This window comes from Micromonospora sp. ZG13 (assembly GCF_059359355.1).
In genome coordinates this window covers 77,179-102,206 of sequence record NZ_JCADBQ010000004.1, presented here as the reverse complement: position 1 = coordinate 102,206, position 25,028 = coordinate 77,179, and the positions used below count along the sequence as shown (strand labels likewise).

Here is a 25,028-nt window from a genome sequence, read left to right as displayed (position 1 = left end):
GGCTCAGACCCGGGCCCGGTCGAGGCCGTAGGTGAGCGCGTCGACGAGGGCGTGCCAGGACGCCTCGACCACGTTGGGGTGCACGCCGACTGTGGTCCAGTCGCGGCCGGCCCCGTCGACCGTCTCCAGGAGCACCCGGGTCACGGCGCCGGTGCCGTGGGTGCCCTCCAGGATCCGCACCTTGTAGTCGGCCAGCACGAAGTCGCGCAGCTCCGGGTAGTGCCGGGCCAGCCCCACCCGCAGCGCCTCGTCCAGGGCGTTGACCGGACCGTTGCCCTCGGCGGTGGCGATGACCCGTTCCCCGCGTACGCGGATCTTGACGGTCGCCTCGGAGACCACCGACCCGTCCTCCCGGTGCTCGACCAGCACCCGGTACGACTCCAGCGCGAACGGCCTGGCGGGCGCGGTGTCCAGTTCCGAGCGGACCAGCAGCTCGAACGACGCGTCGGCGGCCTCGAACGACCAGCCGCCGGCCTCCAGCTCCTTGACCCGCCGGGTGACCCGCGACAGCGCCTCCGGATGGCCGGCCAGGTCCAGGCCGAGCTCGCGGCTCTTGAGCTCGACGCTGGCCCGGCCGGCCATCTCGGTGACGAGGATCCGCATGTCGTTGCCCACCACCTGTGGGTCCACGTGGTTGTAGAGCAGCGGATCCACCTTGATCGCGCTCGCGTGCAGCCCCGCCTTGTGGGCGAAGGCCGCGGCCCCGACGTACGCCTGGTGGGTGTCGGGGGCGATGTTGGCGATCTCGGCGATGGCGTGGGAGACCCGCACCATCTGCCCCAGGCAGCCGTCCGGTAGGACGGGCAGCCCGAGCTTGAGCTGGAGGTTGGCGACCACGGCGAAGATGTCCGCGTTGCCGGGGCGCTCGCCGTAGCCGTTGGCGGTGCCCTGGAAGTGGCGTACGCCCGCCTCGACGGCGGCGACGGTGTTGGCGACCGCGCAGGACGTGTCGTTCTGGCAGTGGATGCCGAGCAGTTCCGGACCGACGCCGAGCCGCGCGGTCAGGTCGGCGATGGCGGCGGTCACCTGGGACGGGAGCATCCCGCCGTTGGTGTCGCAGAGCACCACCCGTTCGGCACCGGCGGCGAGCGCCGTCTCCACCACGGCGGCGGTGTAGGCCGGGTCGGACCGGTAGCCGTCGAAGAAGTGCTCCCCGTCGACGAAGACCCGCCGCCCCTCGGCGACCAGGTGCGCGACCGTGTCGCGGATCATCGCCAGGTTCTCCCCCGCGGTGGTGCGCAGCGCCCGCTCGACGTGCCGCAGGTCCGCCTTGGCGACCAGGGCGACCGCCGGCGTCTGCGCGTCGAGCAGCCCACGCACCTGCGGGTCGTCGGCGACCGGAACCCCGGCCCGCCGGGTGGCCCCGAACGCGACCAGCAGCGCGTGCTTCAGGTCGAGTTCCGTGCGCGCCCGCCGGAAGAACTCCGTGTCCTTCGGCACGGCGCCGGGCCAGCCTCCCTCGATGAAGCCGACCCCGAACTCGTCGAGCAGCCGGGCCACCGCGAGCTTGTCGACCACCGAGTAGCTCAGCCCCTCGCGCTGGGCGCCGTCGCGCAGCGTCGTGTCGTAGACCTGGAACGTCATCAGGGAGTCCTTTCTCAGAGCAACAAAAAGACCCCCCGCGGATGCGGGAGGTCTGCGCGCTCGGCGGAGGGGAGGCCGGCGCGCTAGGTGCGAATAATCAGGTGGGTGCTGGTCACGGTCGCCACTCTGCCACCCGCCCTCTCGTTTTGGGAGGCAGAATCCACATGGCGGGACGGTGACGGAGGGTCGCGATACCGCATCGACGGGCGGCGCGCCGGCACAACCCGCCGCCGGTGATCGACTTCACAAGTCACCTGGCCGCCATCCGGCGGAAACGGGGCTGCGGCAGAATCTGGAATTGATCCAGTTACCGGCCTTCGTGCCGCTGTCAAGGAGGACCTGTGCTCACTGTCGGTGACCGCTTCCCCGAGTACGAACTCACCGCCTGCGTGTCGCTGGACGCCGACAAGGCGTTCGAGTCGATCGACCACAAGTCCCACCAGGGGAAGTGGCGCGTCGTCTTCTTCTGGCCGAAGGACTTCACCTTCGTCTGTCCGACCGAGATCGCGGAGTTCGGCCGGCTGAACGAGGAGTTCGCGGACCGGGACGCCCAGGTCCTCGGCGTGTCGGTGGACAACGAGTTCGTCCACTACGCGTGGCGCAAGGACCACCCGGACCTGCGCGAGCTGCCGTTCCCGATGCTCAGCGACGTCAAGCGTGAGCTGACCGCCGCCTGCGGCGTGCTCGGCGAGGACGGCGTGGCCCAGCGGGCCACCTTCATCGTCGACCCGGACAACGAGATCCAGTTCGTCATGGTGACCGCCGGCTCCGTCGGCCGCAACGTCTCCGAGGTGCTGCGGGTGCTCGACGCCCTCCAGACCGACGAGCTGTGCCCGTGCAACTGGAACAAGGGCGGCGAGACCCTGGACGCCACCAAGCTCCTCGCCGGCGCCGGGGCCTGACCATGGGTCTGGACGCGATCAAGGCGGCTCTGCCGGAGTACGCCAAGGACATCAAGCTCAACCTCGGCTCCACCATCGCCAACAGCACGCTGACCCCGACCCAGGCCTGGGGCACCGCCCTGGCCTGCGCGGTGGCCGGGCGCAACCCGGAGGTGCTGCGGGAGATCGCCGCCGAGGCGGCCGACCACCTGAAGCCGGAGGCCGTCGAGGCGGCCAAGGGCGCCGCCACGATCATGGCGATGAACAACGTCTACTACCGGGCCAAGCACCTGATCGGCGACGAGCAGTACCAGTCGATCCCGGCCCGGCTGCGGATGCAGATCATCGCCAAGCCGGGCGTGGACAAGGCCGACTTCGAGCTGTGGTGCCTGGCGGTCTCGGCGATCACCGGCTGCGGGGTGTGCCTGGAGTCGCACGAGAAGACCCTGCGCAACGCGGGCTTCAGCCGCGAGCAGGTGCACGAGGGGCTGCGCATCGCCGCCGTCGTGCACGCCGCCGCGGTCACCCTGGACGCCCAGGCCGCGCTCGCCTGACGCGTACGCCCGGTGGGCCGGTGCCGCGCTCGCGGCGCCGGCCCACCGTCGTCTCCCACCCACCGTCGTCTCCCACCCACCGTCGTCTCCCGCCCACCGCCGTCTCCGGCACCCGCCCCGCCCGGCCCTCGTTTCCGGTGCCGACCGCCCGGGTAGCTCCCGGAGGAGGCAGAGGACACCGGACCGGCGAGACGACTGGCGACAGTCGGGGCAGGAGTTGTCAGATGGACAGGCTCGACCCGCACAGCACCCACGGCAGCCCGGACCCGCTGCGCGGCGGCGGCCAGGGCGAGTTCGCCGGTGGCGCCCCCGCCGGCACGTTCGACCCGTGGCGTTACCGGGACACCGCGAGGGTGGCCGACGCCGACCTGGTCGGCTACAAGGTCGAGGCCACCGACGGCGGCATCGGCAAGATCGACAGTGCCAGCCACGAGGTCAACGACAGCTACCTGGTGGTGGACACCGGCCCGTGGATCTTCGGCCGGAAGGTCATGATCCCGGCCGGCACCGTCAACCACGTCGACCACGACGAGCGCAAGGTGCACGTCGACCGGAGCAAGGACCAGATCAAGGCCGCCCCGGAGTACGACGAGACCGCCGACACCGACCCGACCTACCGGGACCGGCTCGGCGGCTACTACGACGAGACGTACTCGGCCATCCCGCCCGGCACCGCCCGCTAGCCCGGCAGCACCGGCGCGCCACGGCCTCCCGCGGATCGCGGGGGGCCGTTACCGTGTCGGGGTGGACGCTGTCGAGGCCGGTCGCCGGATTCCCTTCACGACGATGTTCAACTTCCGTGACGTGGGCGGCCATGCCGGCCACGACGGCCGCCGGGTACGCACCGGGCGGCTCTACCGCTCCGACTCGCTGCACCGTCTCGACGACACCGACCGGGAGGCGTTCGCCGCCCTCGGCGTCCGCACGGTCATCGACCTGCGCCGCCCGTACGAGGTGGAGCGCGACGGCCGCGTCCCCCACTTCGACGGCCTGACCTGGCACAACATCCACCCCGAGCACGCCGAGTGGGGCGAGCGGCCCTACCGCCCCGGCACCGACCTGGCCCGCTACCTGGCCGACCGGTACGCCGACCTGGCCGGCACCGGCACCGCCGGGCTCGCCGAGGCGATCGGGCTGATCGCCGAGGACGCCAGCGCCCCCGTGGTGGTGCACTGCGTCGCCGGCAAGGACCGCACGGGCATCGTCTGCGGCCTCACCCTCGCCGTGCTCGGCGTGGCCGACGACGAGATCGCCGCCGACTACGCCCTGAGCACCGAGGCCGGCGAGCGCTACCGCGCCTGGTTCGAGGCCACCGGGCGGCAGAGCGGGCACACCCTGCCGGTGCTGACCTGCCCCGCCGAGGCCATGACGCTCTTCCTCGCCGAGCTGCGCGAGGCCCACGGCTCGGTCGAGGGCTACCTGCGCCAGGCCGGCGTCACCGACGCCCAGCTCACCGCCCTCCGCGAGCACCTGCTCGACTGAGCCCGTCCCGGCGGCGGCGTGCCGTCCCCGCGCCCGACGAGGCGGGGGCGGGGACGGTGTCGCCAGGGCCGTCAGAGGATGCGGCGCACCCAGCCGTGCGGGTCGTCGACCTTGCCGCGCTGGAGGTCGACGAGCTGCTGGCGCAGGGCCATCGTGACCCGGCCGGGCTCGCCGCCGCCAACGAGGAACTCGCCGTCGGGGAAGCGCACCTCGCCGATCGGGGTGACGACCGCGGCGGTGCCGCAGGCGAACACCTCGCGCAGCCGGCCGCTCGCGGCGTCGGCCTGCCAGTCGGCGAAGCTCACCGGCCGCTCCTCGATGCGGTGCCCGGCGTTGGCCGCCAGGGTGAGCACCGACTCCCGGGTGATGCCGGGCAGGATCGTGCCCGTCAGCGGCGGGGTGACCACCGTGCCGTCGTCGTAGACGAAGAACACGTTCATGCCGCCCAGCTCGTCGACGTAGCGGCGCTCCACCGCGTCCAGGAAGACCACCTGGTCGCAGCCGTGCTCGATCGCCTCGGCCTGCGCCACCAGCGAGGCGGCGTAGTTGCCGCCGCACTTCGCCGCGCCGGTGCCGCCCGGGGCGGCCCGGGTGTAGTCCGGGGAGACCCAGACCGTCACCGGCTTCACCCCGCCCGAGAAGTACGCGCCGACCGGCGAGGCGATCACCACGTAGAGGTATTCGTTGGCCGGCCGGACGCCGAGGAACACCTCGCTGGCGAACATGAACGGCCGCAGGTAGAGGCTGCCGTCCTCGCCCTCGGGGATCCACTCCCGGTCGATCTCGACGAGCTGGCGCAGCGAGTCGACGAACGACTCCTCGGGCAGCGGCGGCATCGCCATGCGTCGGGCGGACGCGGCGAAGCGCGCGGCGTTGGCCTCCGGACGGAACATGGTGACCCCGCCGTCGGTCGTCCGGTATGCCTTCAGCCCTTCGAAGATCTCCTGCGCGTAGTGCAGCACCGCGGCGGCCGGGTCCATCGGGATCGGCGCCCGCGCCTCGACCCGGGCGTCGTACCAGCCCTTGCCGTCGGCGTAGCGGATGGTGACCATGTGGTCGGTGAAGACCCGGCCGAAGCCCGGGTTGGCCAGCAGGGCGGCCCGGTCGGCGACGGATACCGGCGCGGGATTCGGACGGATCTCGAAGTCGAGCTTGTCACCACCGCTCATCGCGCTGACCTCCCTGCGGGACAACGGCACGCGGGTCCGCATGCCGAGAAACCTGGTGCGAGAAACTTACCCCGAACGGTCGTTCAGGGGGTAGCGCCGCCCGGGCGTACCGGCAGCGCCGGACGGGTGGACGCCGCCGGGCCACGGTGCGGCCGGGCGGCGTCGCGGGGAACCTCCGGGTGGGTGGCCGGCGGCCTCAGGCGGTGGCGTACCCGGCCAGCCGGTCGCCGACCTCCTCGGTGCGCAGTGCCGCGCCCGGGGTCCGACCGGCCAGTTCCACGCCCACAGCGGCGGTGACCCGGGCGGCGGCGTCGGCGTGCCCGAGCTGGTCGAGCAGCAGCGCCGCCGAGAGTACGGCCGCCACCGGGTCGGCCACCCCGCGACCGGCGATGTCCGGCGCCGAGCCGTGTACCGGCTCGAACATCGACGGGTACGCCCCCTCGGGGTTGATGCTGCCGCTGGCGGCGAGTCCGATCCCGCCGGTGACGGCGGCGGCGATGTCGGTGAGGATGTCGCCGAACAGGTTGTCGGTGACCACCACGTCGTAGCGCTGGGGCTGGGTGACCAGGAACATCGCGGCGGCGTCGACGTGCTGGTACTCCGTGGCCACGTCGGGGTGCTCGGCGGCGACGGCCTCGAACGCCCGCGCCCACAGCGAACCGGCGTGGGTCAGCACGTTGGTCTTGTGCACGAGGGTGACCTTGCGCCGCTCCCGGCGCGTGGCGCGGGCGAAGGCGTCGCGGATCACCCGCTCCACGCCGTGCCGCGTGTTCAGGCTCTCCTCGGTGGCGACCTCCGCCGGGGTGCCCCGGTGCAGCGCGCCGCCGGCGCCCGCGTAGAGGCCCTCGGTGCCCTCGCGGACCACCACCAGGTCGACCTCGCCGGGCTTGACGCTCGCCAGCGGGCCGGGCACGCCGGGCCACAGCCGCGACGGGCGCAGGTTGACGTACTGGTCGAAGGCGAAGCGCAGCTTGAGCAGCAGCCCCCGCTCCAGCACGCCCGGCGGGACGGTCGGGTCGCCGACGGCGCCGAGCAGGATCGCGTCGTGCCCGGCCAGCTCGGTCAGCACCGAGTCGGGCAGCACCTCGCCGGTGCGGTGCCAGCGGGCGGCGCCCAGGTCGTACTCGGTGGCGTCCACCCCCGGCAGCACGGCGTCGATGACCTTGCGGGCCTGCGCGACCACCTCGGGTCCGATCCCGTCCCCGGCCACCACCGCGATCCGTGCCACGTCCCTGTGCTCCCTCGCCTCGCCGTTTCGTCGACCGTACGCCGCCGTCCCGTCCCCCGGTACGAACCTTCCAGAATGCGGGAAAGTCGGATGCACAGGATCCTCCCAGGTGGCATTCATGGGGAGGTCATCTCCGCTGCCTAGCGTGATGGCGAGCGGGTCGACGGGGGCCCGTGACGGAGGCCACGACGACGCGGCCGGCGTCAGCGAGGGAGCAGCGTCATGCGGATCGACCAGCAGCCACGGACCCGCTGGGTGGACCAGTCCGCCTTCCAGCCGCGCCGGCCCGACCTGCGGCTGGGCGCCCGCAGCCACCGCGCCGACCGGCCCGGCACCGTCGGCGAGGACCGGATCGCCGTCCAGCACACCGTGCGCACCTCGACCGCCGAATACACGCTTCTGCTCAACGCCCCCGAGTGGCTGGGGCGGCGCGGCATCGGAGAGGCGCTGCGCGACGCGGTCGCGGAGCTGCGCGCCATCGACCTCACCTACGGCCCGACCCGGCCGGAGAGCCTGGTCTCCCGACTGCGCCGGGACGAGATCAGCGCCGACTCGTACCCGCCGCTGGCCGACCTGGTGGACCGCTGCGCGGCGATGCGGGCCGCCACCGACGGCTGGTTCGACGCCTGGGCGGTGCCCGGCGGCTTCGACCCCGGAGGGCTGCTCGGCGGGTGGGCGGTGGAGCGGGCCGCCGCCCGGCTGCGCGCCGCCGGGGTGCACGACTACGCCGTGCTCACCGGCGCCGACCTGGTCGTACGCGGGCACGCCGCGCACGGCGGCCCGTGGCGGGTGGCGGTGCACCACCCGACGGACCGGCAACGGGCGCCGCTCGTGCTGGAGATGACGGCGGGCGCGGTCGGCACCTCGGGGGTGAGCGGCCGGCAGGGGCACGTGGTCGACCCGCACACCGGGGAGCCTGCCGACCAGCTCGTCGCCGCGACGGTCGTCGGGCCGGACCTCGCCGTCGCGGACGCCTACGCCACCGCGCTCTACGCCGCCGGGCCGGCCGGGCTGGCCTGGTTCCGCAACGGGTCGGACTACCGCGCGCTCTTCGCCCACCGCCGCTGAGCCCTGCTGCTCAGCGAGTGCGCCGACTGCCCGTACCGGGCGATCGGCCGGCCCCAGCCGGCCGCTGCCGCGCCATCAGCGATGTGTTGCGCGGGAGTGGGTGCGGCGTTTGGTGGGTGCGCTGCCGGCGGGCCGCCGGGAGGAATGCGCGATCGGCCCCCACGGTCTCGGCAACGACCGTGAGGGCCGGTCAGCGACGAGTGCGCGTGGCTCGCGCAATCGAGGGGTGCGGGCCGGTCGGCCGGACGTCGACCTCGCCACCCGAAGACGGGCCCACGTCGCGAGCTCGGCCAGTGACCGCACCGGTACGCTAGCGAATCGACGCAACTCAACGCAAGGGTCTCCACTGCGGACCGTCGCGACAGGAGCGTGCCGAACCGGCGGCGGGGCGATTTCGACGCGGTGAACGGGGAATGGCACGCTGTCCGCCGTGAGTTTCGATCTGAGCGTGTGGGCCCTGGCGGACGGGGCGACACCCGAGGACGTGCGGGCGGCGGTGCTGCGGTGCCGGCAGGGGCAGCACGTCGACCGGCACCCGGACCCGCGGGTGGTGGCCTTCTACCGGGCCATCACCGGCAGCTACCCCGACCGCCCGGCCGGCCCCGGCAGCCCGTGGGCCGTGACGCCGCTGCACGCGGCCGCCGACCACGTCGAGCTGAACCTGCACCCGACCTGCGAGGACCAGGTGCTGCTCGACATCGAACGGCTGGCCGGCGCGTACGACCTGATGCTCTTCGACGCCCAGGACGGCTCGGTCTACCCGCCGCCGGCCCGGCTGCCCGGCTGACCACTGCCCGAGTACGACGAAGGGCCCGGCGAGATCCGCCGGGCCCCCGCTGTCGCGCGCTCAGGTCACTCGTCGCGCAGATCCGCCGCGCTGGCCGCGACCGCGCCGATCGAGTCCGCCGCCGAGGTGAGCAGGTCCGCGCCGAGCGCCTGGTCGACGGTGAGGGTCATCAGGGTCTCGCCGCCGGCCTCGCGACGGGCCACCTGCATCGCCGCGATGTTGACGCCGGCCTCGCCGAGCAGCGTGCCGACCGTGCCGACCACGCCGGGGCGGTCGGCGTAACGCAGGAAGACCAGGATCCCCTCCGCGCCGATCTCCACGTCGAAGCCGTCGACCTCGGTGAGCTTGAGCACGTCACGGGCGCCGGCGGTGGCCACCGTGCCGGAGACGCTGACCGTACGACCGTCGGGCAGCGCGCCGCGGACGGTGACCAGGTTGGGGTGCTCGACGGTGTCGGTCTGGGCGACCAGGGTGACCTCGACGCCGCGCTCGGCGGCCAGGTGCGGGGCGTTGACGTAGGTGACCTGCTCCTCGACCACCGAGCTGAACAGCCCCTTGGTGGCGGCGAGCTTCAGCACCGACACGTCGTGGTTGGCGATCTCGCCGCGCACCTCGACGGTGACGCTGGCGGCGACCCCGCCCGCGACGGCGGTGAAGGCGCGACCGAGCTTCTCGGCCAGCGGCAGCAGCGGGCGCACGTCCTCGGCCACGACGCCGCCGGCCTGCACGTTCACCGCGTCCGGCACGAACTCGCCCTGCAACGCCAGCTTCACGCTCTTGGCCACGGCCAGGCCGGCCTTGTCCTGTGCCTCGCCGGTGGAGGCGCCCAGGTGCGGGGTGGCGACCACGTTGTCGAAGGCGAACAGCGGCGAGGAGGTGCAGGGCTCCTTGGCGTAGACGTCCACGCCCGCGCCGGCGACCCGGCCCTCGGCGATCGCGTCGGCCAGGGCCTGCTCGTCGACCAGCCCGCCCCGGGCAGCGTTGATGATCCGGACGCCCGGCTTGACGACAGCCAACTCCTTCTCACCGATCAGGCCGACGGTCTCCGGGGTCTTCGGGAGGTGGATCGAGATGAAGTCGCTCTCCCGCAGCAGCTCCTCCAGGCCCACCAGGCGGACGCCGAGCTGGGCCGCGCGGGCCGGCTGGATGTAGGGGTCGTACGCGATCAGCCGGGTGCCGAAGGCGGCGATGCGCTGGGCGAAGAGCACGCCGATGCGGCCGAGGCCGACCACGCCGACGGTCTTGCCCTGGATCTCGACGCCGGTGTACTTGGACCGCTTCCACTCCCCCGCCTTCAGCGCGGCGCTGGCGCTGGCGGTGTTGCGTGCCACGGCGAGCAGCAGCGCGAGGGCCTGCTCGGCGGCGGAGACGATGTTCGAGGTGGGGGCGTTGACGACCATGACGCCCCGCGCGGTGGCGGCCGGCACCTCGACGTTGTCCAGACCCACGCCCGCCCGGGCGACGACCTTCAGCCGGGGCGCGGCGGCGATCGCCTCGGCGTCGATCTGGGTGGCGCTGCGCACGATGACGGCGTCGGCCTCGGAGAGCGCCGAGAGCAGGGCCGGACGGTCGGTGCCGTCGACGTGGCGGACGTCGAAGTCGTGGGCGAGCACCTCGATGGCGGCGGGGGCGAGTTCTTCGGCGATCAGTACGACAGGAGTCATTGGTCCTCGTAGTTGTCGTCAGAGCGGTGGGCCGGGCTGCGGGACGCCGCGCTGCGCCCTGCGCTGATCCGGGCCATGGCCGTCAGGTGCCGGCTACGCACCTACCCGCGATCGTAGGTGGCCGGCCGGCCGGCAGGTCCCGGACCGTGGGGTGAGTGCCCTCACAACGGGTGACGACGCGCCGGTGAACGGCGCGCGACGGGGCGCCCGGGTCACCTGGGGGCGGCGAGCCGGCGCGGCGGGCGGTGGTGCGGCGGACAGGGAGCGGCCCGGTCCGGGCGCCGGGGAGAGCGCCCGGGCCGGGCCGCGGGGGTGACGCGTCAGGCGGTCTCGGTGATCGGGCGGTCGACCCAGCTCATCATGCCGCGCAGCTTGCGGCCGGTCTCCTCGATCGGGTGCGCCGCGCCCTCGGCCTGCCACTTGCTGAAGTTGGGCCGGCCGGCCTCGTCCTCGGCCACCCACTCCCGGGCGAACTCGCCGGACTGGACCTCGCTGAGGATCTTGCGCATCTCCTCCTTGACCCGGGCGTCGATGACGCGCGGCCCACGGGAGAGGTCGCCGTACTCGGCCGTGTCGGAGATGCTGTAGCGCATCTTGGCGATGCCGCCCTCGTACATGAGGTCGACGATCAGCTTCAGCTCGTGCAGGCACTCGAAGTAGGCCACCTCGGGGGCGTAGCCCGCCTCGGTGAGCACCTCGAAGCCGGTCTGCACGAGCGCCGCCGCGCCGCCGCAGAGCACCGCCTGCTCGCCGAAGAGGTCGGTCTCGGTCTCCTCGGTGAAGGTGGTCCGGATGGCGCCGGCCCGCGTGCCGCCGATGCCCTTGGCGTACGACAGGGCCAGCGCGAGGGCACCGCCGCTGGCGTCCTGCTCGACGGCGACCAGGCAGGGCACGCCCTTGCCGTCGGCGTACTGGCGGCGGACCAGGTGACCCGGGCCCTTCGGCGCGACCATCGCGACGTCGACGTCCGCCGGCGGCTTGATCAGGCCGTAGCGGATGTTGAAGCCGTGGCCGAAGAAGAGCGCCTTGCCCGCGGCCAGGTTCGGCGCGATCGACTCGGCGTAGATGCGGCGCTGGGCGGTGTCCGGGGCGAGGATCATGATGACGTCGGCCTCGGCGGACGCCTCGGCCGGCGTGAGCACCCGCAGGCCCTGCTCCTCGGCCTTGGCCCGGCTCTTGGAGCCCTCGGGCAGGCCGACCACCACGTCGACTCCGGAGTCGCGCAGCGACAGCGCGTGGGCGTGGCCCTGGCTGCCGTACCCGATCACCGCGACCTTGCGACCCTGGATGAGGCCCAGGTCGGCATCGTCGTCGTAGTACACCTCAACGCTCATGGTTTCCCTTTCGTACGGCGGCCCGGGCGGCCCGTCGTGGATCTGTGCGGTGTCGGTCCCGGGCGGCGCGCGCCGGCCGGGTCGGGCGGTCCCGGCCGGCGCGCGGGGGCGCCGGCCGGGTCGGGGTCAGGCGGCCCGGAGCGAGGGCCCGGCGGTGATGGAACGCGAGCCGCGCCCGATCGCCACCAGCCCGGACTGGACCATCTCCTTGATCCCGAAGGGTTCGAGGTCGCGCAGGAGCGCGTCGAGCTTGTCCGGCGTGCCGGTCGCCTCGATGGTCAGCGTGTCCGGGGCCACGTCGACCACCCGGGCCCGGAACAGGCCGACGGTCTCCAGCACCTGGGCGCGGGCCGCGCGGTCGGCGCGCACCTTGACCAGGAGCAGTTCGCGGGCGACCGAGACCTGCGGGTCCAGTTCGACGATCTTGAGCACGTTGACCAGCTTGTTGAGCTGCTTGGTGACCTGCTCCAGCGGGGACGACTCGGCGTTGACCACGATGGTGATCCGCGAGACGTCCGGGTTCTCGGTCTCGCCGACGGCGAGGCTGTCGATGTTGAAGCCCCGCCGGGAGAACAGGCCGGAGACCCGGGCCAGGACGCCCGGCTTGTTCTCCACCAGGACGCTCAGGGTGTGCATGGTCATCAGATGTCATCCTCGTCGAAGGCCGGGCGGACGCCCCGGGCGAACATGATCTCGTCGTTGCTGGTGCCGGCGGCGACCATCGGCCACACCATGGCGTCCTTGCCGACGACGAAGTCGATGACCACCGGCGCGTCGTCGATCGCCATCGCGGCGGCGATGGTCCTGTCGACGTCCTCGGCGTTCTCACAGCGCAGCCCCACGCAGCCGAGGGCTTCGGCCAGCTTGACGAAGTCGGGGATGCGGTGCTTGTGGGTGCCGAGGTCGGTGTTGGAGTAGCGCTCCCCGTAGAACAGGGTCTGCCACTGCCGCACCATGCCGAGGTTGCCGTTGTTGATCACGGCGATCTTGACCGGGATGCCCTCCAGGGCGCAGGTGGCCAGTTCCTGGTTGGTCATCTGGAAGCAGCCGTCGCCGTCGACCGCCCACACCACCGTGTCGGGCTTGCCGACCTTGGCGCCCATCGCCGCCGGCACCGCGTAGCCCATGGTGCCGAGGCCGCCGGAGTTCAGCCAGGTGTACGGCTTCTCGTAGGAGATGAACTGCGAGGCCCACATCTGGTGCTGGCCGACCCCCGCCACGTAGATCGCGTCCGGGCCGACCAGCTCGCCGAGCCGCTTGATGACGTGCTGCGGGGAGAGGGTGCCGTCGGCCGGCTCCTCGTAGCCCAGCGGGTACCGGTTGCGCAGGTCGTCGAGCTGGGTCCACCAGTCGGCGAGGTCGGCCCGCCGGCCGGCCGCCTGCTCGGTGCCCACCGCCGCGATCAGCTCGTCGATGACGTGCCGGGCGTCGCCGACGATCGGCACGTCGGCGTGCCGGTTCTTGCCGATCTCGGCCGGGTCGATGTCGGCGTGCACCACCGCCGCGTCCGGGGCGAACGAGTCCAGCTTGCCGGTGACCCGGTCGTCGAAGCGGGCGCCCAGGGCCACGATCAGGTCGGCCTTCTGCAGGCCGTAGACCGCGGCAACCGTGCCGTGCATGCCGGGCATGCCCAGGTGCTGCGGGTGCGAGTCCGGGAACGCGCCGAGCGCCATCAGCGTGGTGACGACCGGGATGCCGGTCTGCTCGGCCAGCCGCCGCAGCCCCTCCGTGGCGCCGGCCTTCAGCACCCCGCCGCCGACGTAGAGCACGGGGCGGCGGGCGCTGGACATCAGCCGGGCCGCCTCGCGGATCTGCTTGCCGTGCGGGTGCAGGGTGGGCCGGTAGCCGGGCAGGTCCAGCGTCGGCGGCCAGGTGAAGGTGGTGGGCGCCTGGAGGACGTCCTTGGGGATGTCGACCAGGACCGGCCCGGGACGGCCGGTGGCCGCCAGGTGGAACGCCTCGGCCAGCACCCGGGGGATCTCCTCGGCCTCCTGCACCAGGAAGTTGTGCTTGGTGATCGGCAGGGTGATGCCCTGGATGTCGGCCTCCTGGAAGGCGTCCGTGCCGATCGAGGGCCGCGCGACCTGGCCGGTGATGGCCACGATCGGCACCGAGTCCATGTACGCGTCGGCGATCGGGGTGACCAGGTTGGTCGCCCCGGGGCCGGAGGTGGCCATGCAGACCCCCACCCGGCCGGTCGCCTGGGCGTAGCCCGTCGCCGCGTGCCCGGCGCCCTGCTCGTGGCGGACCAGGATGTGCCGCACGGTGGAGTCGTAGAGCGGGTCGTACGCCGGCAGGATGGCGCCACCCGGGATGCCGAAGACGACGTCGACGCCGAGCGCCTCCAGCGACCGCACGAGGGAGCCGGCGCCGCTGACCTGGGCCGGGGCGGGTGTGCGTACCCCCGGGACGGCCGGGGTGGCCGCGGCGCGGACGGCGCCGGCGTGCTCGGCGTCGCTCGCGGGCTCGGCGGACGTGCGGGCCCGCCGGGCGGAGTGGGCGAGTGTCTCTGGCGTGGGTCTCGTCATGGCGGTTCAGGCCTTCGGCTGGAGTGGGTGCGGCTGTTCGAGCGGGTGACGCGGGCGGCGCCCGGCGTCGATGGGTCCGACGGCAACAAAAAAGCCCTCGTGCAGGATGCACGGGGCCAGCGCACTCTCGACGTGGAGAGTGCGCTCAGGTAAGTACTCGCAGCGACCGGTACGACGACATGCGGTCAAGCCTGACGCATCTCACGCGATGAGTCAACTGATCCCACATGTTGGTTCACGGGTCGCCGGCTTTCACCCGTCCGGGGCGCCTAGGGACCCCACTCCACCTGCGCGGACCCCTGCTCGGAGGGGCGCTGGGCGGGCAGCCTCGGCAGCCGCCGGGGCGGCGCCGCGGGCGGGCCGGCCGGGGCGGGCGCGGCGGGGGCCGGGCGGGCGCCCGGGGACGTGGCCGCCTCCAGCATCGCCTCCAGGTGCTCGGCCGGTACGCCCCAGCCGAAGAGCGCTCCCTGACCGAACCGGCAGCCGGCGGCGACCACGGCGGCCAGCTCGGTCGGCGTGGTCACCCCCTCGGCGATGACCTCCAGACCGAGCTGGTGGCCGAGGCGCATGACGATGTCGACCATCGGCGCGAACGCCGGGCCGTCCCTGCCCACCGGCCGTACCGGCTCGTGCTCCGCGACCAGCCCGTGGTCGATCTTGAGAATGTCGATCGGCAGCCGGCGCAGCTGCCCGAGCGAGGAGTAGCCGGCGCCGAAGTCGTCCAGCGCGATCCGGACCCCGGTGGCCCGCAGCGCCGTCAGCCGCCGGATCAGCTCGTCCAGGTCCGTCGCGACGGCGTGCTCGGTGACCTCCAGCACCAGCCGCTGCGGCGGCACGTGGTGGGCGCGCAGCGCCTCGGCCACCTGGACCACGTACTCCGGGGCGTGCAGCTCCCGGGGCGACACGTTGACCGAGACCCAGACGTCGTGCCCGTCGGCCAGCCAGCGGGAGAGCTGGTGGCACGCCTGGTGCAGCACCCAGGCGCCCAGCTTGGCGATCATCCCGCACTCCTCGGCCAAGGGGATGAACTCGTCCGGGCCGACGTTGCCGAGCACGGGGTGGCGCCAGCGCAGCAGCGCCTCCGCGCCGACCGGGCGTACCGAGGGCAGCGAGGCCACCGGCTGGAACACCAGGCGCAGCTCGTCGCGCTCGATGGCGCCGCGCAGCTCGTGCTCCACCGTGGTGCGCCGGCGTAGCAACTGGTCGTACGCGGCGTCGTAGCGCTCGATCCGGTTCTTGCCGCGCTGCTTGGCGTAGCGGAGCGCCAGGTCGGCGTGGCGCAGCAGCAGCTCCACGTCGGGCTCCCCGGCCCAGCCGGCCACCCCGATGCTCACCGACAGGAAGACGGGCCCCTCCGGCTGCTCGTAGGCGCGCCCGAGCACCCCGAGCAGGCGCTCGGCGACCCGGTCCGCTTCGGCGGGCTGGCCGTGCATCAGCACCGCGAACTCGTCGCCGCCGAGCCGGGCCGCCACGTCGCCGGGGCGCAGGTTGGCGCGCAGCCGCTCGCCCACCTCGGCCAGCACCGCGTCGCCCACGTCGTGGCCCCGCATGTCGTTGACGTGCTTGAAGCCGTCGAGGTCGAGCCCGAGCAGCACGCAGGGGGCGCCGGCACCGGCGCAGCGGTGCAGCGCCCGCAACAGCCCCCGCCGGTTGGCCAGCCCGGTCAGCTGGTCGGTGTGCGCCAGCTCGCGGAAGTGCGCCTCGCGCTCGGCCAGCCGCCGGGCGTAGCCGCGCACGTCGTGCAGCGTCAGGTACTGCCGGGTGACCAGGGCGAAGCCCTCCACGCTGCCGGCGACGATGCCGAGGGCGTCGAACCGGCCGTCCTGGAGCAGGTGGTACATCGCCGAGGCGGCCATGGCGAACATCGGGACGAACGCGTACGCGCCGTCGCGGCGGATCAGGTCGTGGGGCGGCTGGACCGCCGCGTCCAGCCGACGGGCGGCCCACGCGACGGCGACGAGGCCGGCGGCGAGCACCCCCGCCCCGGCCAGCGCCACGGTCGGCCCGGCCTGGCAGAGCCCGGTGGCGACGCCGAGCCCGCCGCAGGTCACGGCGGTGGCCCCGGCGCCCAGCCAGGCGGCGCGACCGCGCGGCGGCGGGGCGCGGAAGGCCACGATCAGGGCGAGCCCGGCGGTCAGGGCCGCGCTGACCGTGGCGAGCAGGATCGGCACGCAGGCCGCCGGGGTGGCGTCGCCGAGCAGCCGGGTGGGCTCGGAGAAGAGCACCCAGCCGACGAACCAGAGCGCCGTGGCCATCACCAGGCCGTCGAGCGCCAGCCGGGCGGTGGCCGCCGCCGGGGCGGCCACGCCGGGCAGCCGGAGCAGCCCGGCGGAGAGCAGCAGCCCGCCCACCGCCGTGCCGATCGACACGACGCCGGCCCAGCCGGTGCTGCGGCCCGGGGCGTGCCCGTCGTGCCCGGCGGTGGTGAGCGCCACGCTCACCCCGAGCAGCAGGGTCACCAGCGCCACCCCGGACGCGCCGGCGAGCAGCGCGTACGCCTGCCGGGGCGGCCCCGAGCGGCGGCGGGCCTCGACGGCCGACAGCGCGGCGGCCGCCGTGGCCACCAGCCCGCACAGCACCGCGACCGCGACCATGCCCGGGGGGAACTGCACGTGCCAACTGTGCCGGATACGCGCCCAGCGCGGGAGCCCGGGTGTGCAACCTTTGGGACACGGCGCGCACGCCCGCCGGCCGCCGGGGCGGCGGTGTCACACTGGTGGACATGCCTGAGCTGCGGTCGAAGACCTCCACGCACGGTCGGACGATGGCCGGCGCCCGGGCCCTGTGGCGGGCCACCGGGATGACCGACGACGACTTCGGCAAGCCGATCGTCGCCATCGCGAACAGCTTCACCCAGTTCGTACCCGGTCACGTGCATCTCAAGGACATGGGCGGCCTGGTCGCCGAGGCGGTGGCCGAGGCCGGCGGGGTGGGCCGCGAGTTCAACACGATCGCCGTGGACGACGGCATCGCCATGGGCCACGGCGGCATGCTCTACTCCCTGCCCAGCCGCGAGCTGATCGCCGACGCGGTGGAGTACATGGTCAACGCGCACTGCGCGGACGCCCTGGTCTGCATCTCGAACTGCGACAAGATCACCCCGGGCATGCTGCTGGCCGCGCTGCGGCTGAACATCCCCACCGTCTTCGTCTCGGGCGGGCCGATGGAGGCCGGCAAGACCGTGGCGATCGAGGGCGTCGTGCACTCCAAGATCGACCTGATCGACGCGATGATCGCCTCCTCGAACGAGTCCGTCACCGACGACCAGCTCGGCGAGATCGAGCGGTCGGCCTGCCCGACCTGCGGCTCCTGCTCCGGCATGTTCACCGCCAACTCGATGAACTGCCTCACCGAGGCGATCGGTTTGGCGCTGCCCGGCAACGGCTCGACGCTGGCGACCCACGCCGCGCGCCGGTCGCTCTTCGTCGAGGCCGGCCGCACCGCCGTGGAGATCGCCAAGCGGTGGTACGACGGCGACGACGCCTCCGTGCTGCCCCGCGCGATCGCCAGCCGGGCCGCGTTCGAGAACGCGGTGGCCCTGGACGTGGCGATGGGCGGCTCGACCAACACGATCCTGCACCTGCTCGCCGCCGCCCGCGAGGCCGAGCTGGACTTCGGCGTCGCCGACATCGACGCCGTCTCCCGCCGGGTGCCCTGCCTGGCCAAGGTCGCCCCGAACTCCCCGCAGTACCACATGGAGGACGTGCACCGCGCCGGCGGCATCCCGGCCATCCTCGGCGAACTGGACCGGGCCGGCCTGCTGCACCGCGACGTGCACGCGGTGCACTCCCCCGACCTGGAGCGCTGGCTCGCCGACTGGGACGTCCGGGGCGGGTCGGCGACGGCGCAGGCGGTCGAGCTGTTCCACGCCGCCCCGGGCGGGGTGCGTACCGTCGAGCCGTTCTCCACCACCAACCGCTGGTCGTCGCTGGACACCGACGCGGCCACCGGCTGCGTACGGGACCTCGCGCACGCCTACAGCGCGGACGGCGGGCTGGCCATCCTGCACGGCAACCTGGCGCCGGAGGGCTGCGTCGTGAAGACCGCCGGGGTGCCCGAGGAGTGCCTCACCTTCCGGGGCCCGGCGAAGGTCTACGAGTCCCAGGACGACGCGGTCGAGGCGATCCTCAACAAGCGGATCGTCGCCGGTGACGTGGTGGTGATCCGCTACGAGGGGCCGAAGGGCGGCCCCGGCATGCAGGAGATGCTCTACCCCACCTCGTTCCTCAAGGGCCGGGGGCTGGGCCGCTCGTGCGCGCTGCTCACCGACGGGCGCTTCTCCGGCGGCACCTCCGGGCTCTCCATCGGGCACGTCTCACCGGAGGCGGCCTCCGGCGGGCTGATCGCCCTCGTCGAGCCCGGCGACGAGATCGTCATCGACATCCCGGCCCGGTCGATCGAGCTGAACGTCGCCGCCGATGTGCTGGAGGCCCGGCGGATCGCGCAGGAGAAGCGCGACAGGCCGTACACGCCGGTCGACCGGCAGCGGCCGGTGTCCGCGGCGCTGCGCGCGTACGCCTCGATGGCGACCTCGGCCAGCGACGGCGCCTACCGCCGCGTCCCGGAGTAGCCGCCCGTGGCGGGGTCGGAGAACGGCAGACTCGTCACAAGAGTGCGCTGACCCGTCACCTGGCCGGCGCCCCGGCGAGGATGCCTGAGTCAGGAGAAGCGCGGTGCCCATCGTCGACATGCCTGTCCTGCACGAGCGGATCGTCACCCACATCTGCGCCACCATCGGGCCGATGTTCGCGCGACGCGCATCGGAGACGCTCTACGCGGTGGCGCTCACCACGGACAGCGACGTCATCACGGTCCGCCTGGCGGCGCACACCGAAGAAGCCCTCGGGCTGCTCGTCGATGCCGCCGACGAGCACGCCGACTACTACCGCTGGTGGCCCGACGAGTGGGTTGTCGCCGACGACGACGGGACGCCCGAGCATGGCGTCCACTCGATGGCCCGGATCAGCCGGGACATGTTCGACACCCACCTCGCCCTGGGCAACGATCCGAAGGCTCACGGCGAATGGTGCGAGCGGGCCCGCGCGACACTCGAAGGCGCCCTGGGCGACCGCCGCGTCCGGGCGAGCATCGCCGCCGTCAGTCCCGCCTGGCACCCCGTGCTGTTCGTCACGGACACGGACGGCGATCAGCGCCCCACGGTACGCAGCATCGATCTCCTCAACACCGGCCACCCGAACCCCGACCTCGTCGCTTCCGCCCGCAGCTTCTTCCACGAGACGGGAACGTGACGACGCCTCACCCGGCCCTGGTGGCCTCCTGAGCGGCGTCACCGGTCAGGCCCTCCCCGCCGGGCAGCACGACGGTGCGGGCGTACCGGATGGCGGCCGGGGTGTCGGGGAAGACCAGGCCCTCGCGGCGCAACCGGTCGGCGACGCCGAGGGTGGCCAGCACCTGGTCGTGGCCGGGGTCGATGCCGGAGAGCAGCACGGTGATGCCGCGTTCGGAAAGCCGGAGGATGGCGTCGCCGAGCACCTGCGCGCCGGTGGCGTCGAGGGTGGTCACCCGGGACATCCGCAGGATCACCACGCGCACGTCGGCCACGTCGGAGAGTTGGAGCAGGAAGTTGTGCGCGGCGGCGAAGAAGAGCGGGCCGTCCAGCCGGTAGGCCACGATGTGGTCGGCGAGCAGGGCACGCTCCTCGGCGCTGTGCTCGCCGGGATCGAGGGCAACCTGTTCCACGCGGGCCGTGCGGGCCACCGCGCGCAGGGCGATCACGATCGCCACGCCCACCCCGACCGCCACGGCGGTCACCAGGTCCAGGGCCACCGTGACCGCGAAGGTGAGCACCAGCACGAGGGCGTCGCCCCGGGTGGCGCGGGCCAGCGCCCAGAGCGACCCGGCCTCGACCATCCGGACGGTGGTGGCCAGCAGGACACCGGCCAGGGCGGCGAGGGGGATCCGGCCGACCAACGGGGCGGCGGCCAGCACGATCCCGGCGAGGGCGACGGCGTGGGTGAGCGCGGCCAGCTTCGAGCCGGCGCCGGCGCGCACGTTCACCGCCGTACGGGCGATGGCGGCGGTGGCCGGGATCCCGCCGAACGCCGGGGCGGCGAGGTTGGCCAGCCCCTGGCCGAACAGCTCGCGGTCGGGGTCGTGGCGCTGGCCGACCGTCATCCCGTCCGCCACGGTGGCGGAGAGCAGGCTCTCCAGGGCGGCCAGCGCGGCGACCGCGAGGGCGGAGGGCAGCAGGACCCCGACGGCGTCGGGGTCGAGGAAGGCCAGCGAGGGCGCGGGCAGGCCGGCGGGCAGGGCGCCGATGCGGGCCAGCTCGACCGGGGCGGTCTCGGCCAGGACCGTAGCGACGGCCACCCCGAGCAGGGAGAACGGCCAGCCGGGACGCCAGCGTGCGCCGAGCAGCATCACCGCCGCGACGCCGAGGGCCACCGCGATCGGGACCGGCCGCGGGTCCGCGACGAACCGGGCGACCGCGTCGGCGGCCACGGCCCAGACGCGGTCGCCGTGCGCGTCGGTCACCCCGAGCGCCGCCGGCACCTGTTGCAGGGCGATGACCACCGCGATGCCGGCGGTGAATCCCTCGATCACGGGGACGGGGAGGTAGTGGACGTACCGGCCGAGGCGGGCGAGGGCCAGCGCGATCAGCACCAGCCCGGCCAGTGCCCCGACCATCAGCACACCGGTGGGGCCGAACTGCTGGACCACCGGCACCAGCACCACGGTCATCGCCCCGGTCGGCCCGGAGACCTGGAGGTGGGAGCCGCCGAAGACGGCGGCGACGGCGCCGGCCACCACCGCCGTCACCAGCCCGGCCTGCGCCCCGAGCCCGGAGGTGACGCCGAAGGCCAGGGCCAGCGGCAGCGCCACCACCGCCACGGTCAGCCCGGCGAGCAGGTCACGCCGGGGCGAGCGGCGGACGGCCTGCCAGTCGGCGCGCGGCGGCAGCAGCCCGAGGAAGCGCTCACCCAGGCTGAGTGCCTGGCTCACCGCTGCGTCCCGGAGGACCGCAGCTCGTCCAGCAGCGCGTCCCGGTCGGTGAGGACCGCGCCCAGGATGCGCCGCCCGGCGGCGAGCAGGTCGGCCACGTCGGGGGTGCTGAGCGCGTACATCACCAGGGCACCCTCGCGACTGGAGGTGACCATGCCGGCCCGGCGCAGCACCGCGAGCTGCTGCGACAGGTTGGACGCCTCGACGTCGATGGCCGCCAGCAGGTCGCGGACCGGCTTCGGCCCGTCCTGGAGCAGTTCCAGGACCCGGATCCGGACCGGGTGGCCGAGGGTGCGGAACAGCTCCGCCTTCGCCTGGTAGAGCGGCACCGACACGTCAGCCTCCGTCACGCGACCCACATCCGGTTGCCGACTTTAGCACTTGCGAAAACCTTCAACTAGTGCGTCATCACCTCAGCCGGCGACGGTGTCGCTGACGTGGCGCAGGACGGGGCGGGTGGTCAGGGCCGCCGGGTCCAGTGGGACGCCGGTGCTCACCGTGAAGGTCGCCGTCTCCCCCGGTAGCAGGGTGACCAGCGCCTCGTCGACCTCGGCCGTCGGGTCGAGGCGGTCCGGGAAGAGCGTCACGTCGCGCAGGATCGTGCGGGCGGTGACCCGGACCCGCTGGCCGCCGTCGACCGGCTCGACCGTCGCGTCGTACCCGGCCGCCGGCCAGTGCGCGTCGCGGTCCTCGGCGAAGAACCACAGCGCCCGCCCGGCCGGGTCGCCCGCCTCGGCCACCAGCAGCTCGCGGCGGGCCTCCTCCGGCCGCGCCAGCTCCGCCGGCAGCGCCAGCTCGATCCTGGCGTACGCGGCGACGTCCAGCTCCAGCGTCGTCTTCGCCCGTGGCTCCCCGGCCAGGGTCAGCCGGGTCACCGACGCGCTCGCCCGCCACGGCACCGGCCCGTCGTTGACGGCGACCAGGGCCAGGCCGCCCGCGCGGGGCTGGACGGTCAACAGCCGGTCGGCGTACGCCCGACGCAGCGCGTACCACAGGGGCTTGCGGCGGCCGTCGCCGTCGACGGCCGACCACGAGGTCACCGGCCAGCAGTCGTTGAGCTGCCAGACGATCGTGCCGGCGCAGACGTCCCGGTGGGAGCGGAAGTGCTCGACGGCGAGCTGGATCGCCCGCGCCTGGTTGAGCTGGGTGAGCCAGTGCCAGTCGTCGAAGTCCGCCGGCGCCGGCAGGTGCGCGTCGAGCCCCCGCCGGAGCTTGGCGTCGCCGTCGACGGCCTTCTGATGGTGCGCCATCCCGGGCGAGTCGGGCGCGAGGGGCTCGTCCGACAGCGCCCGGCGCAGCGTCGCGTACGCGGGCGGGGCCTGGTAGCCGAACTCGGCGACGAAGCGCGGCACGTACTCGCGGTACTTCGTGTAGTCGTCGGTGTTCCAGACGTCCCAGATGTGCGTGGTGCCGTGCGCCGGGTCGTTGGGGTGGATCTCCTCGCTGCCCGACCACGGGCTGCCCGGCCAGTACGGCCGCGTCGGGTCCAGCTCGCCGACGATCCGGGGCAGCAGGTCGAGGTAGTAGCCGCGCCCCCAGCTGCGCCCGGCGAGGGGTTCCTGCCAGTCCCAGTCGTGCCAGCCCCAGAGGGTCTCGTTGTTGCCGGTCCAGAGCACCAGCGACGGGTGCGGCGCGAGCCGCACCACCTGCTCGGCGGCCTCGGCGGCCACCTCGGCGCCCAACGGCTCCTCCTCCGGGTAGGCGGCGCAGGAGAAGAGGAAGTCCTGCTGCACGAGCAGGCCCGCCTCGTCGGCGAGGTCGTAGAAGTCGTCCGACTCGTACCGGCCGCCGCCCCAGACGCGCAGCAGGTTGACGTTCGCGTCGGCGGCCTGCCGGAACCGGTGCGCCAGCCGGTCCCGGGTGATCCGGGTGGGGAACGCGTCGTCGGGGATCCAGTTGACCCCCCGGACGAAGACCGGGGTGTCGTTGACGTGCAGGGCGAACGGGGTGCCGTGCGCGTCGGGGGTGGTGTCGAGGCGTACGGAGCGGAAGCCGATCCGGCGCGTCCACGTGTCGAGCGGGCGCGCGTCGGCGTCGTGCAGCGTCACCTCCAGCGGGTGCAGCGGCTGCTCGCCGTACCCCCGGGGCCACCACAGCGCCGGGTCGCGGACGGTGAGGGTCAGCACGGCCGTGCGTCCGCCGGCCGGGATGCTCGCGTCGGCCGTGGCGCCGGCGACGGTGGCCCGCACGGTGAGCGGCGCGTCCCCGGCCCGCTCGACCTCGACGTGCAGCTCCACCCGGCCGTCGCCGGCCTCGACGGTCACCACCGGACGTACGACGGCCAGCCGCGCCGTCGACCAGGCGTGCAGCCCGATCTCCTGCCAGATGCCGGCGGTGACCAGGGTCGGCCCCCAGTCCCAGCCGAAGTTGCAGGCCATCTTGCGGATGAACGGGAACGGCTCCGGGTAGGCGTTCGGCCGGTCCCCGAGCCGGTCCCGCTGCGCCTCGGCGTAGCGGTAGGCGGAGTCGAAGCGTACGGCGAGGGTGTTGGACCCGGCGACCAGCCGCGACCGGACGTCGAAGCGGTGGCCGCGGTGCATGTTCTGGGCGCGGCCGACCTCGGCGCCGTTGAGGGTGAGCGTGGCGACGGTGTCGAGGCCGGCGCAGACCAGGTCGATCCGCTTGTCGTCGCCCGGCTGATGGTCGAAGGTGGTCTCGTAGACCCAGTCGGTCCGGCCGATCCAGGCCAGGCCCTTCTCGTTGTCGTCCCGGTACGGATCGGGGATCAGGCCGGCGGCGAGCAGGTCGGTGTGCACGCAGCCGGGTACGCTCGCCGGCACCGCGCGCCCGACAATCGCGGCCGGCACCTGCGGCCCCGGTACCGCCCGCAGGGTCCAGCCCTCGTGCAACGCTTGCCGGGTCACGACTTCACCGCACCTTCCATGATTCCGCGGACGATCTGACGGCCGCCGATGAAGAGCATCACCAGCAGCGGGAGGGTGGCGACCAGGGCGCCGGCCAGCACGCGCCGGTACAGCACGTAGTTGCCGCTGGCCAGGTCGGACAGCGCGACCATCGAGGTCGGGTAGTCGGTGCCGCCGAGGGTGATCAGCGGCCACTGGAACTCGTTCCAGGTGGCGACGAACGTCAGCAGGCCGAGCACCGCCATGGCGGGCCGGACCGCCGGCACCACCACGCTCCAGAAGATCCGCATGGTGCTCGCGCCGTCCATCCGCGCGGCCTCGACCAGTTCGTCGGGCACCGCGTCGAGGATGAACTGCCGCATGTAGAAGACCCCGAACGCGCTGACCAGTCCGGGCACGATCACCGCGAGGAGGGTGCCGTTCCAGCCACCCTCGCCGGGCATCCGGCCCATCAGGATGTAGAGCGCGACGACGCCGAGCTGGTTCGGCACCGTCATGGTCAGGATGACCATGACCATCAGCGCGTTGCGCCCCTTGAACCGCAGCTTCGCGAAGGCGAAGCCGGCCAGCGAGCAGAAGAAGAGCACCGACGCCGTCACCACCGACGACACGATCACGCTGTTGCCGAGGGACTGGAGGAAGAACACGTCCTGCATGGAGAAGACCTCCCGCAGGTTGGTGACCAGCTGCCCGCCGGGCAGCACCTGCGGCGGGATCTTCGCCAGCGCCTCGTCGGTGTTCGTGGCGATCACGAACATCCAGTAGAGCGGGAACGCCGAGAACGCGATCACGACGCTCAGGAACAGGTAGGTCCAGACGGTGCCGGGAAGGTGCTGCGGCGCCCGGCCCGTCAGCGCCGCCCGCCGGGAGTTCGAAACCTTCACCTGTGCCTCCCTCCGTTCGCGACTGCGGGGCTCGCAAG

20 protein-coding genes are annotated in these 25,028 nt (G+C 73.5%); 8 read left to right on the top strand and 12 right to left on the bottom strand.

Annotated elements, in window-relative coordinates; all coding sequences use genetic code 11:
- Window positions 1-3: 3 nt before the first annotated feature.
- Complete coding sequence (gene cimA, locus AC5L34_RS10925; protein ID WP_441175406.1) at window positions 4-1,584, bottom strand: citramalate synthase; 1,581 nt, start codon at window positions 1,582-1,584, stop codon at window positions 4-6.
- A 341-nt stretch (window positions 1,585-1,925) separates the two neighbouring features.
- On the opposite strand from cimA, the gene AC5L34_RS10920 reads away from it, so the two are divergent.
- The 4 genes from AC5L34_RS10920 (at window position 1,926) to AC5L34_RS10905 (ending at window position 4,501) form a co-directional block, all read left to right on the top strand.
- A complete protein-coding gene (locus AC5L34_RS10920) occupies window positions 1,926-2,486 on the top strand; it encodes a peroxiredoxin (protein ID WP_089001610.1) in 561 nt (186 codons plus the stop codon).
- A 2-nt stretch (window positions 2,487-2,488) separates the two neighbouring features.
- A complete protein-coding gene (ahpD, locus tag AC5L34_RS10915) occupies window positions 2,489-3,019 on the top strand; it encodes an alkylhydroperoxidase, AhpD family (RefSeq protein ID WP_441175407.1) in 531 nt (176 codons plus the stop codon).
- Window positions 3,020-3,243: 224 nt separating this feature from the next.
- Window positions 3,244-3,702, top strand: a complete 459-nt coding sequence (locus AC5L34_RS10910) for a PRC-barrel domain-containing protein (RefSeq protein WP_357086715.1) — start codon at window positions 3,244-3,246, stop codon at window positions 3,700-3,702.
- A gap of 34 nt (window positions 3,703-3,736) precedes the next feature.
- Complete coding sequence (locus tag AC5L34_RS10905) at window positions 3,737-4,501, top strand: tyrosine-protein phosphatase (protein ID WP_494824995.1); 765 nt, start codon at window positions 3,737-3,739, stop codon at window positions 4,499-4,501.
- 71 nt (window positions 4,502-4,572) lie between these two features.
- Here the strand turns inward: AC5L34_RS10905 and AC5L34_RS10900 are convergent, their stop codons facing one another.
- A complete protein-coding gene (locus AC5L34_RS10900; protein WP_494824724.1) occupies window positions 4,573-5,670 on the bottom strand; it encodes a branched-chain amino acid aminotransferase in 1,098 nt (365 codons plus the stop codon).
- A gap of 196 nt (window positions 5,671-5,866) precedes the next feature.
- Entirely contained in the window at window positions 5,867-6,898 is a 1,032-nt protein-coding gene (locus AC5L34_RS10895) for a 3-isopropylmalate dehydrogenase (RefSeq protein WP_089001618.1), read from the bottom strand.
- Window positions 6,899-7,120: 222 nt separating this feature from the next.
- On the opposite strand from AC5L34_RS10895, the gene AC5L34_RS10890 reads away from it, so the two are divergent.
- The gene (locus AC5L34_RS10890; protein WP_441175408.1) at window positions 7,121-7,966 is read left to right on the top strand and encodes an FAD:protein FMN transferase; all 846 of its coding nucleotides are present in this window, start codon (window positions 7,121-7,123) and stop codon (window positions 7,964-7,966) included.
- A 430-nt stretch (window positions 7,967-8,396) separates the two neighbouring features.
- Window positions 8,397-8,753 carry a hypothetical protein gene (locus tag AC5L34_RS10885; RefSeq protein ID WP_089001620.1) on the top strand — a complete coding sequence of 119 codons (357 nt, stop codon included), beginning with the start codon at window positions 8,397-8,399 and terminating at the stop codon, window positions 8,751-8,753.
- Window positions 8,754-8,818: 65 nt separating this feature from the next.
- Here the strand turns inward: AC5L34_RS10885 and serA are convergent, their stop codons facing one another.
- The 5 genes from serA to AC5L34_RS10860 all read right to left on the bottom strand — a co-directional run bounded on the left by serA (window position 8,819) and on the right by AC5L34_RS10860 (window position 16,891).
- Window positions 8,819-10,417 (bottom strand): phosphoglycerate dehydrogenase, encoded by a 1,599-nt coding sequence (gene serA, locus AC5L34_RS10880; RefSeq protein WP_089001621.1) that lies wholly within the window; start codon window positions 10,415-10,417, stop codon window positions 8,819-8,821.
- 320 nt (window positions 10,418-10,737) lie between these two features.
- On the bottom strand, window positions 10,738-11,751 hold the full coding sequence (ilvC, locus tag AC5L34_RS10875; RefSeq protein WP_089001622.1) for a ketol-acid reductoisomerase: 1,014 nt from the start codon (window positions 11,749-11,751) through the stop codon (window positions 10,738-10,740).
- Between the two features lie 126 nt (window positions 11,752-11,877).
- A complete protein-coding gene (ilvN, locus tag AC5L34_RS10870; RefSeq protein ID WP_089001623.1) occupies window positions 11,878-12,393 on the bottom strand; it encodes an acetolactate synthase small subunit in 516 nt (171 codons plus the stop codon).
- A complete protein-coding gene (locus tag AC5L34_RS10865) occupies window positions 12,393-14,279 on the bottom strand; it encodes an acetolactate synthase large subunit (RefSeq protein ID WP_441175409.1) in 1,887 nt (628 codons plus the stop codon). Before AC5L34_RS10865 ends, ilvN begins: the two co-directional genes overlap by 1 nt.
- Window positions 14,280-14,548: 269 nt before the next feature.
- The gene (locus AC5L34_RS10860) at window positions 14,549-16,891 is read right to left on the bottom strand and encodes a putative bifunctional diguanylate cyclase/phosphodiesterase (RefSeq protein ID WP_441175410.1); all 2,343 of its coding nucleotides are present in this window, start codon (window positions 16,889-16,891) and stop codon (window positions 14,549-14,551) included.
- A gap of 110 nt (window positions 16,892-17,001) precedes the next feature.
- Between AC5L34_RS10860 and ilvD the strand changes: the two genes are divergently transcribed.
- Both ilvD and AC5L34_RS10850 read left to right on the top strand, forming a co-directional pair.
- The gene (ilvD, locus tag AC5L34_RS10855; RefSeq protein ID WP_494824721.1) at window positions 17,002-18,849 is read left to right on the top strand and encodes a dihydroxy-acid dehydratase; all 1,848 of its coding nucleotides are present in this window, start codon (window positions 17,002-17,004) and stop codon (window positions 18,847-18,849) included.
- A 103-nt stretch (window positions 18,850-18,952) separates the two neighbouring features.
- Window positions 18,953-19,528, top strand: coding sequence for a DUF4303 domain-containing protein (locus AC5L34_RS10850; RefSeq protein WP_494824719.1), 576 nt, complete (start codon window positions 18,953-18,955; stop codon window positions 19,526-19,528).
- Window positions 19,529-19,535: 7 nt separating this feature from the next.
- On the opposite strand, the gene AC5L34_RS10845 is transcribed toward AC5L34_RS10850, so the two are convergent.
- The 4 genes from AC5L34_RS10845 to AC5L34_RS10830 form a co-directional block, all read right to left on the bottom strand.
- Complete coding sequence (locus AC5L34_RS10845) at window positions 19,536-21,242, bottom strand: SulP family inorganic anion transporter (RefSeq protein WP_494824717.1); 1,707 nt, start codon at window positions 21,240-21,242, stop codon at window positions 19,536-19,538.
- Window positions 21,239-21,577, bottom strand: coding sequence for an ArsR/SmtB family transcription factor (locus tag AC5L34_RS10840; RefSeq protein WP_089003636.1), 339 nt, complete (start codon window positions 21,575-21,577; stop codon window positions 21,239-21,241). Before AC5L34_RS10840 ends, AC5L34_RS10845 begins: the two co-directional genes overlap by 4 nt.
- A gap of 78 nt (window positions 21,578-21,655) precedes the next feature.
- Complete coding sequence (locus tag AC5L34_RS10835; protein ID WP_441175414.1) at window positions 21,656-24,106, bottom strand: glycoside hydrolase family 2 protein; 2,451 nt, start codon at window positions 24,104-24,106, stop codon at window positions 21,656-21,658.
- Window positions 24,103-24,990 (bottom strand): carbohydrate ABC transporter permease, encoded by an 888-nt coding sequence (locus AC5L34_RS10830; protein ID WP_441175415.1) that lies wholly within the window; start codon window positions 24,988-24,990, stop codon window positions 24,103-24,105. Before AC5L34_RS10830 ends, AC5L34_RS10835 begins: the two co-directional genes overlap by 4 nt.
- Window positions 24,991-25,028 lie beyond the last annotated feature (38 nt).

Bases quoted from the DNA above. Each gene is read 5' to 3' on its own strand.
- cimA (WP_441175406.1), bottom strand. From the start codon at position 1,584: ATGACGTTCCAGGTCTACGACACGACGCTGCGCGACGGCGCCCAGCGC.
- ahpD (WP_441175407.1), top strand. From the start codon at position 2,489: ATGGGTCTGGACGCGATCAAGGCGGCTCTGCCGGAGTACGCCAAGGAC.
- AC5L34_RS10910 (WP_357086715.1), top strand. From the start codon at position 3,244: ATGGACAGGCTCGACCCGCACAGCACCCACGGCAGCCCGGACCCGCTG.
- AC5L34_RS10900 (WP_494824724.1), bottom strand. From the start codon at position 5,670: ATGAGCGGTGGTGACAAGCTCGACTTCGAGATCCGTCCGAATCCCGCG.
- AC5L34_RS10890 (WP_441175408.1), top strand. From the start codon at position 7,121: ATGCGGATCGACCAGCAGCCACGGACCCGCTGGGTGGACCAGTCCGCC.
- serA (WP_089001621.1), bottom strand. From the start codon at position 10,417: ATGACTCCTGTCGTACTGATCGCCGAAGAACTCGCCCCCGCCGCCATC.
- ilvC (WP_089001622.1), bottom strand. From the start codon at position 11,751: ATGAGCGTTGAGGTGTACTACGACGACGATGCCGACCTGGGCCTCATC.
- ilvN (WP_089001623.1), bottom strand. From the start codon at position 12,393: ATGACCATGCACACCCTGAGCGTCCTGGTGGAGAACAAGCCGGGCGTC.
- AC5L34_RS10865 (WP_441175409.1), bottom strand. From the start codon at position 14,279: ATGACGAGACCCACGCCAGAGACACTCGCCCACTCCGCCCGGCGGGCC.
- ilvD (WP_494824721.1), top strand. From the start codon at position 17,002: ATGCCTGAGCTGCGGTCGAAGACCTCCACGCACGGTCGGACGATGGCC.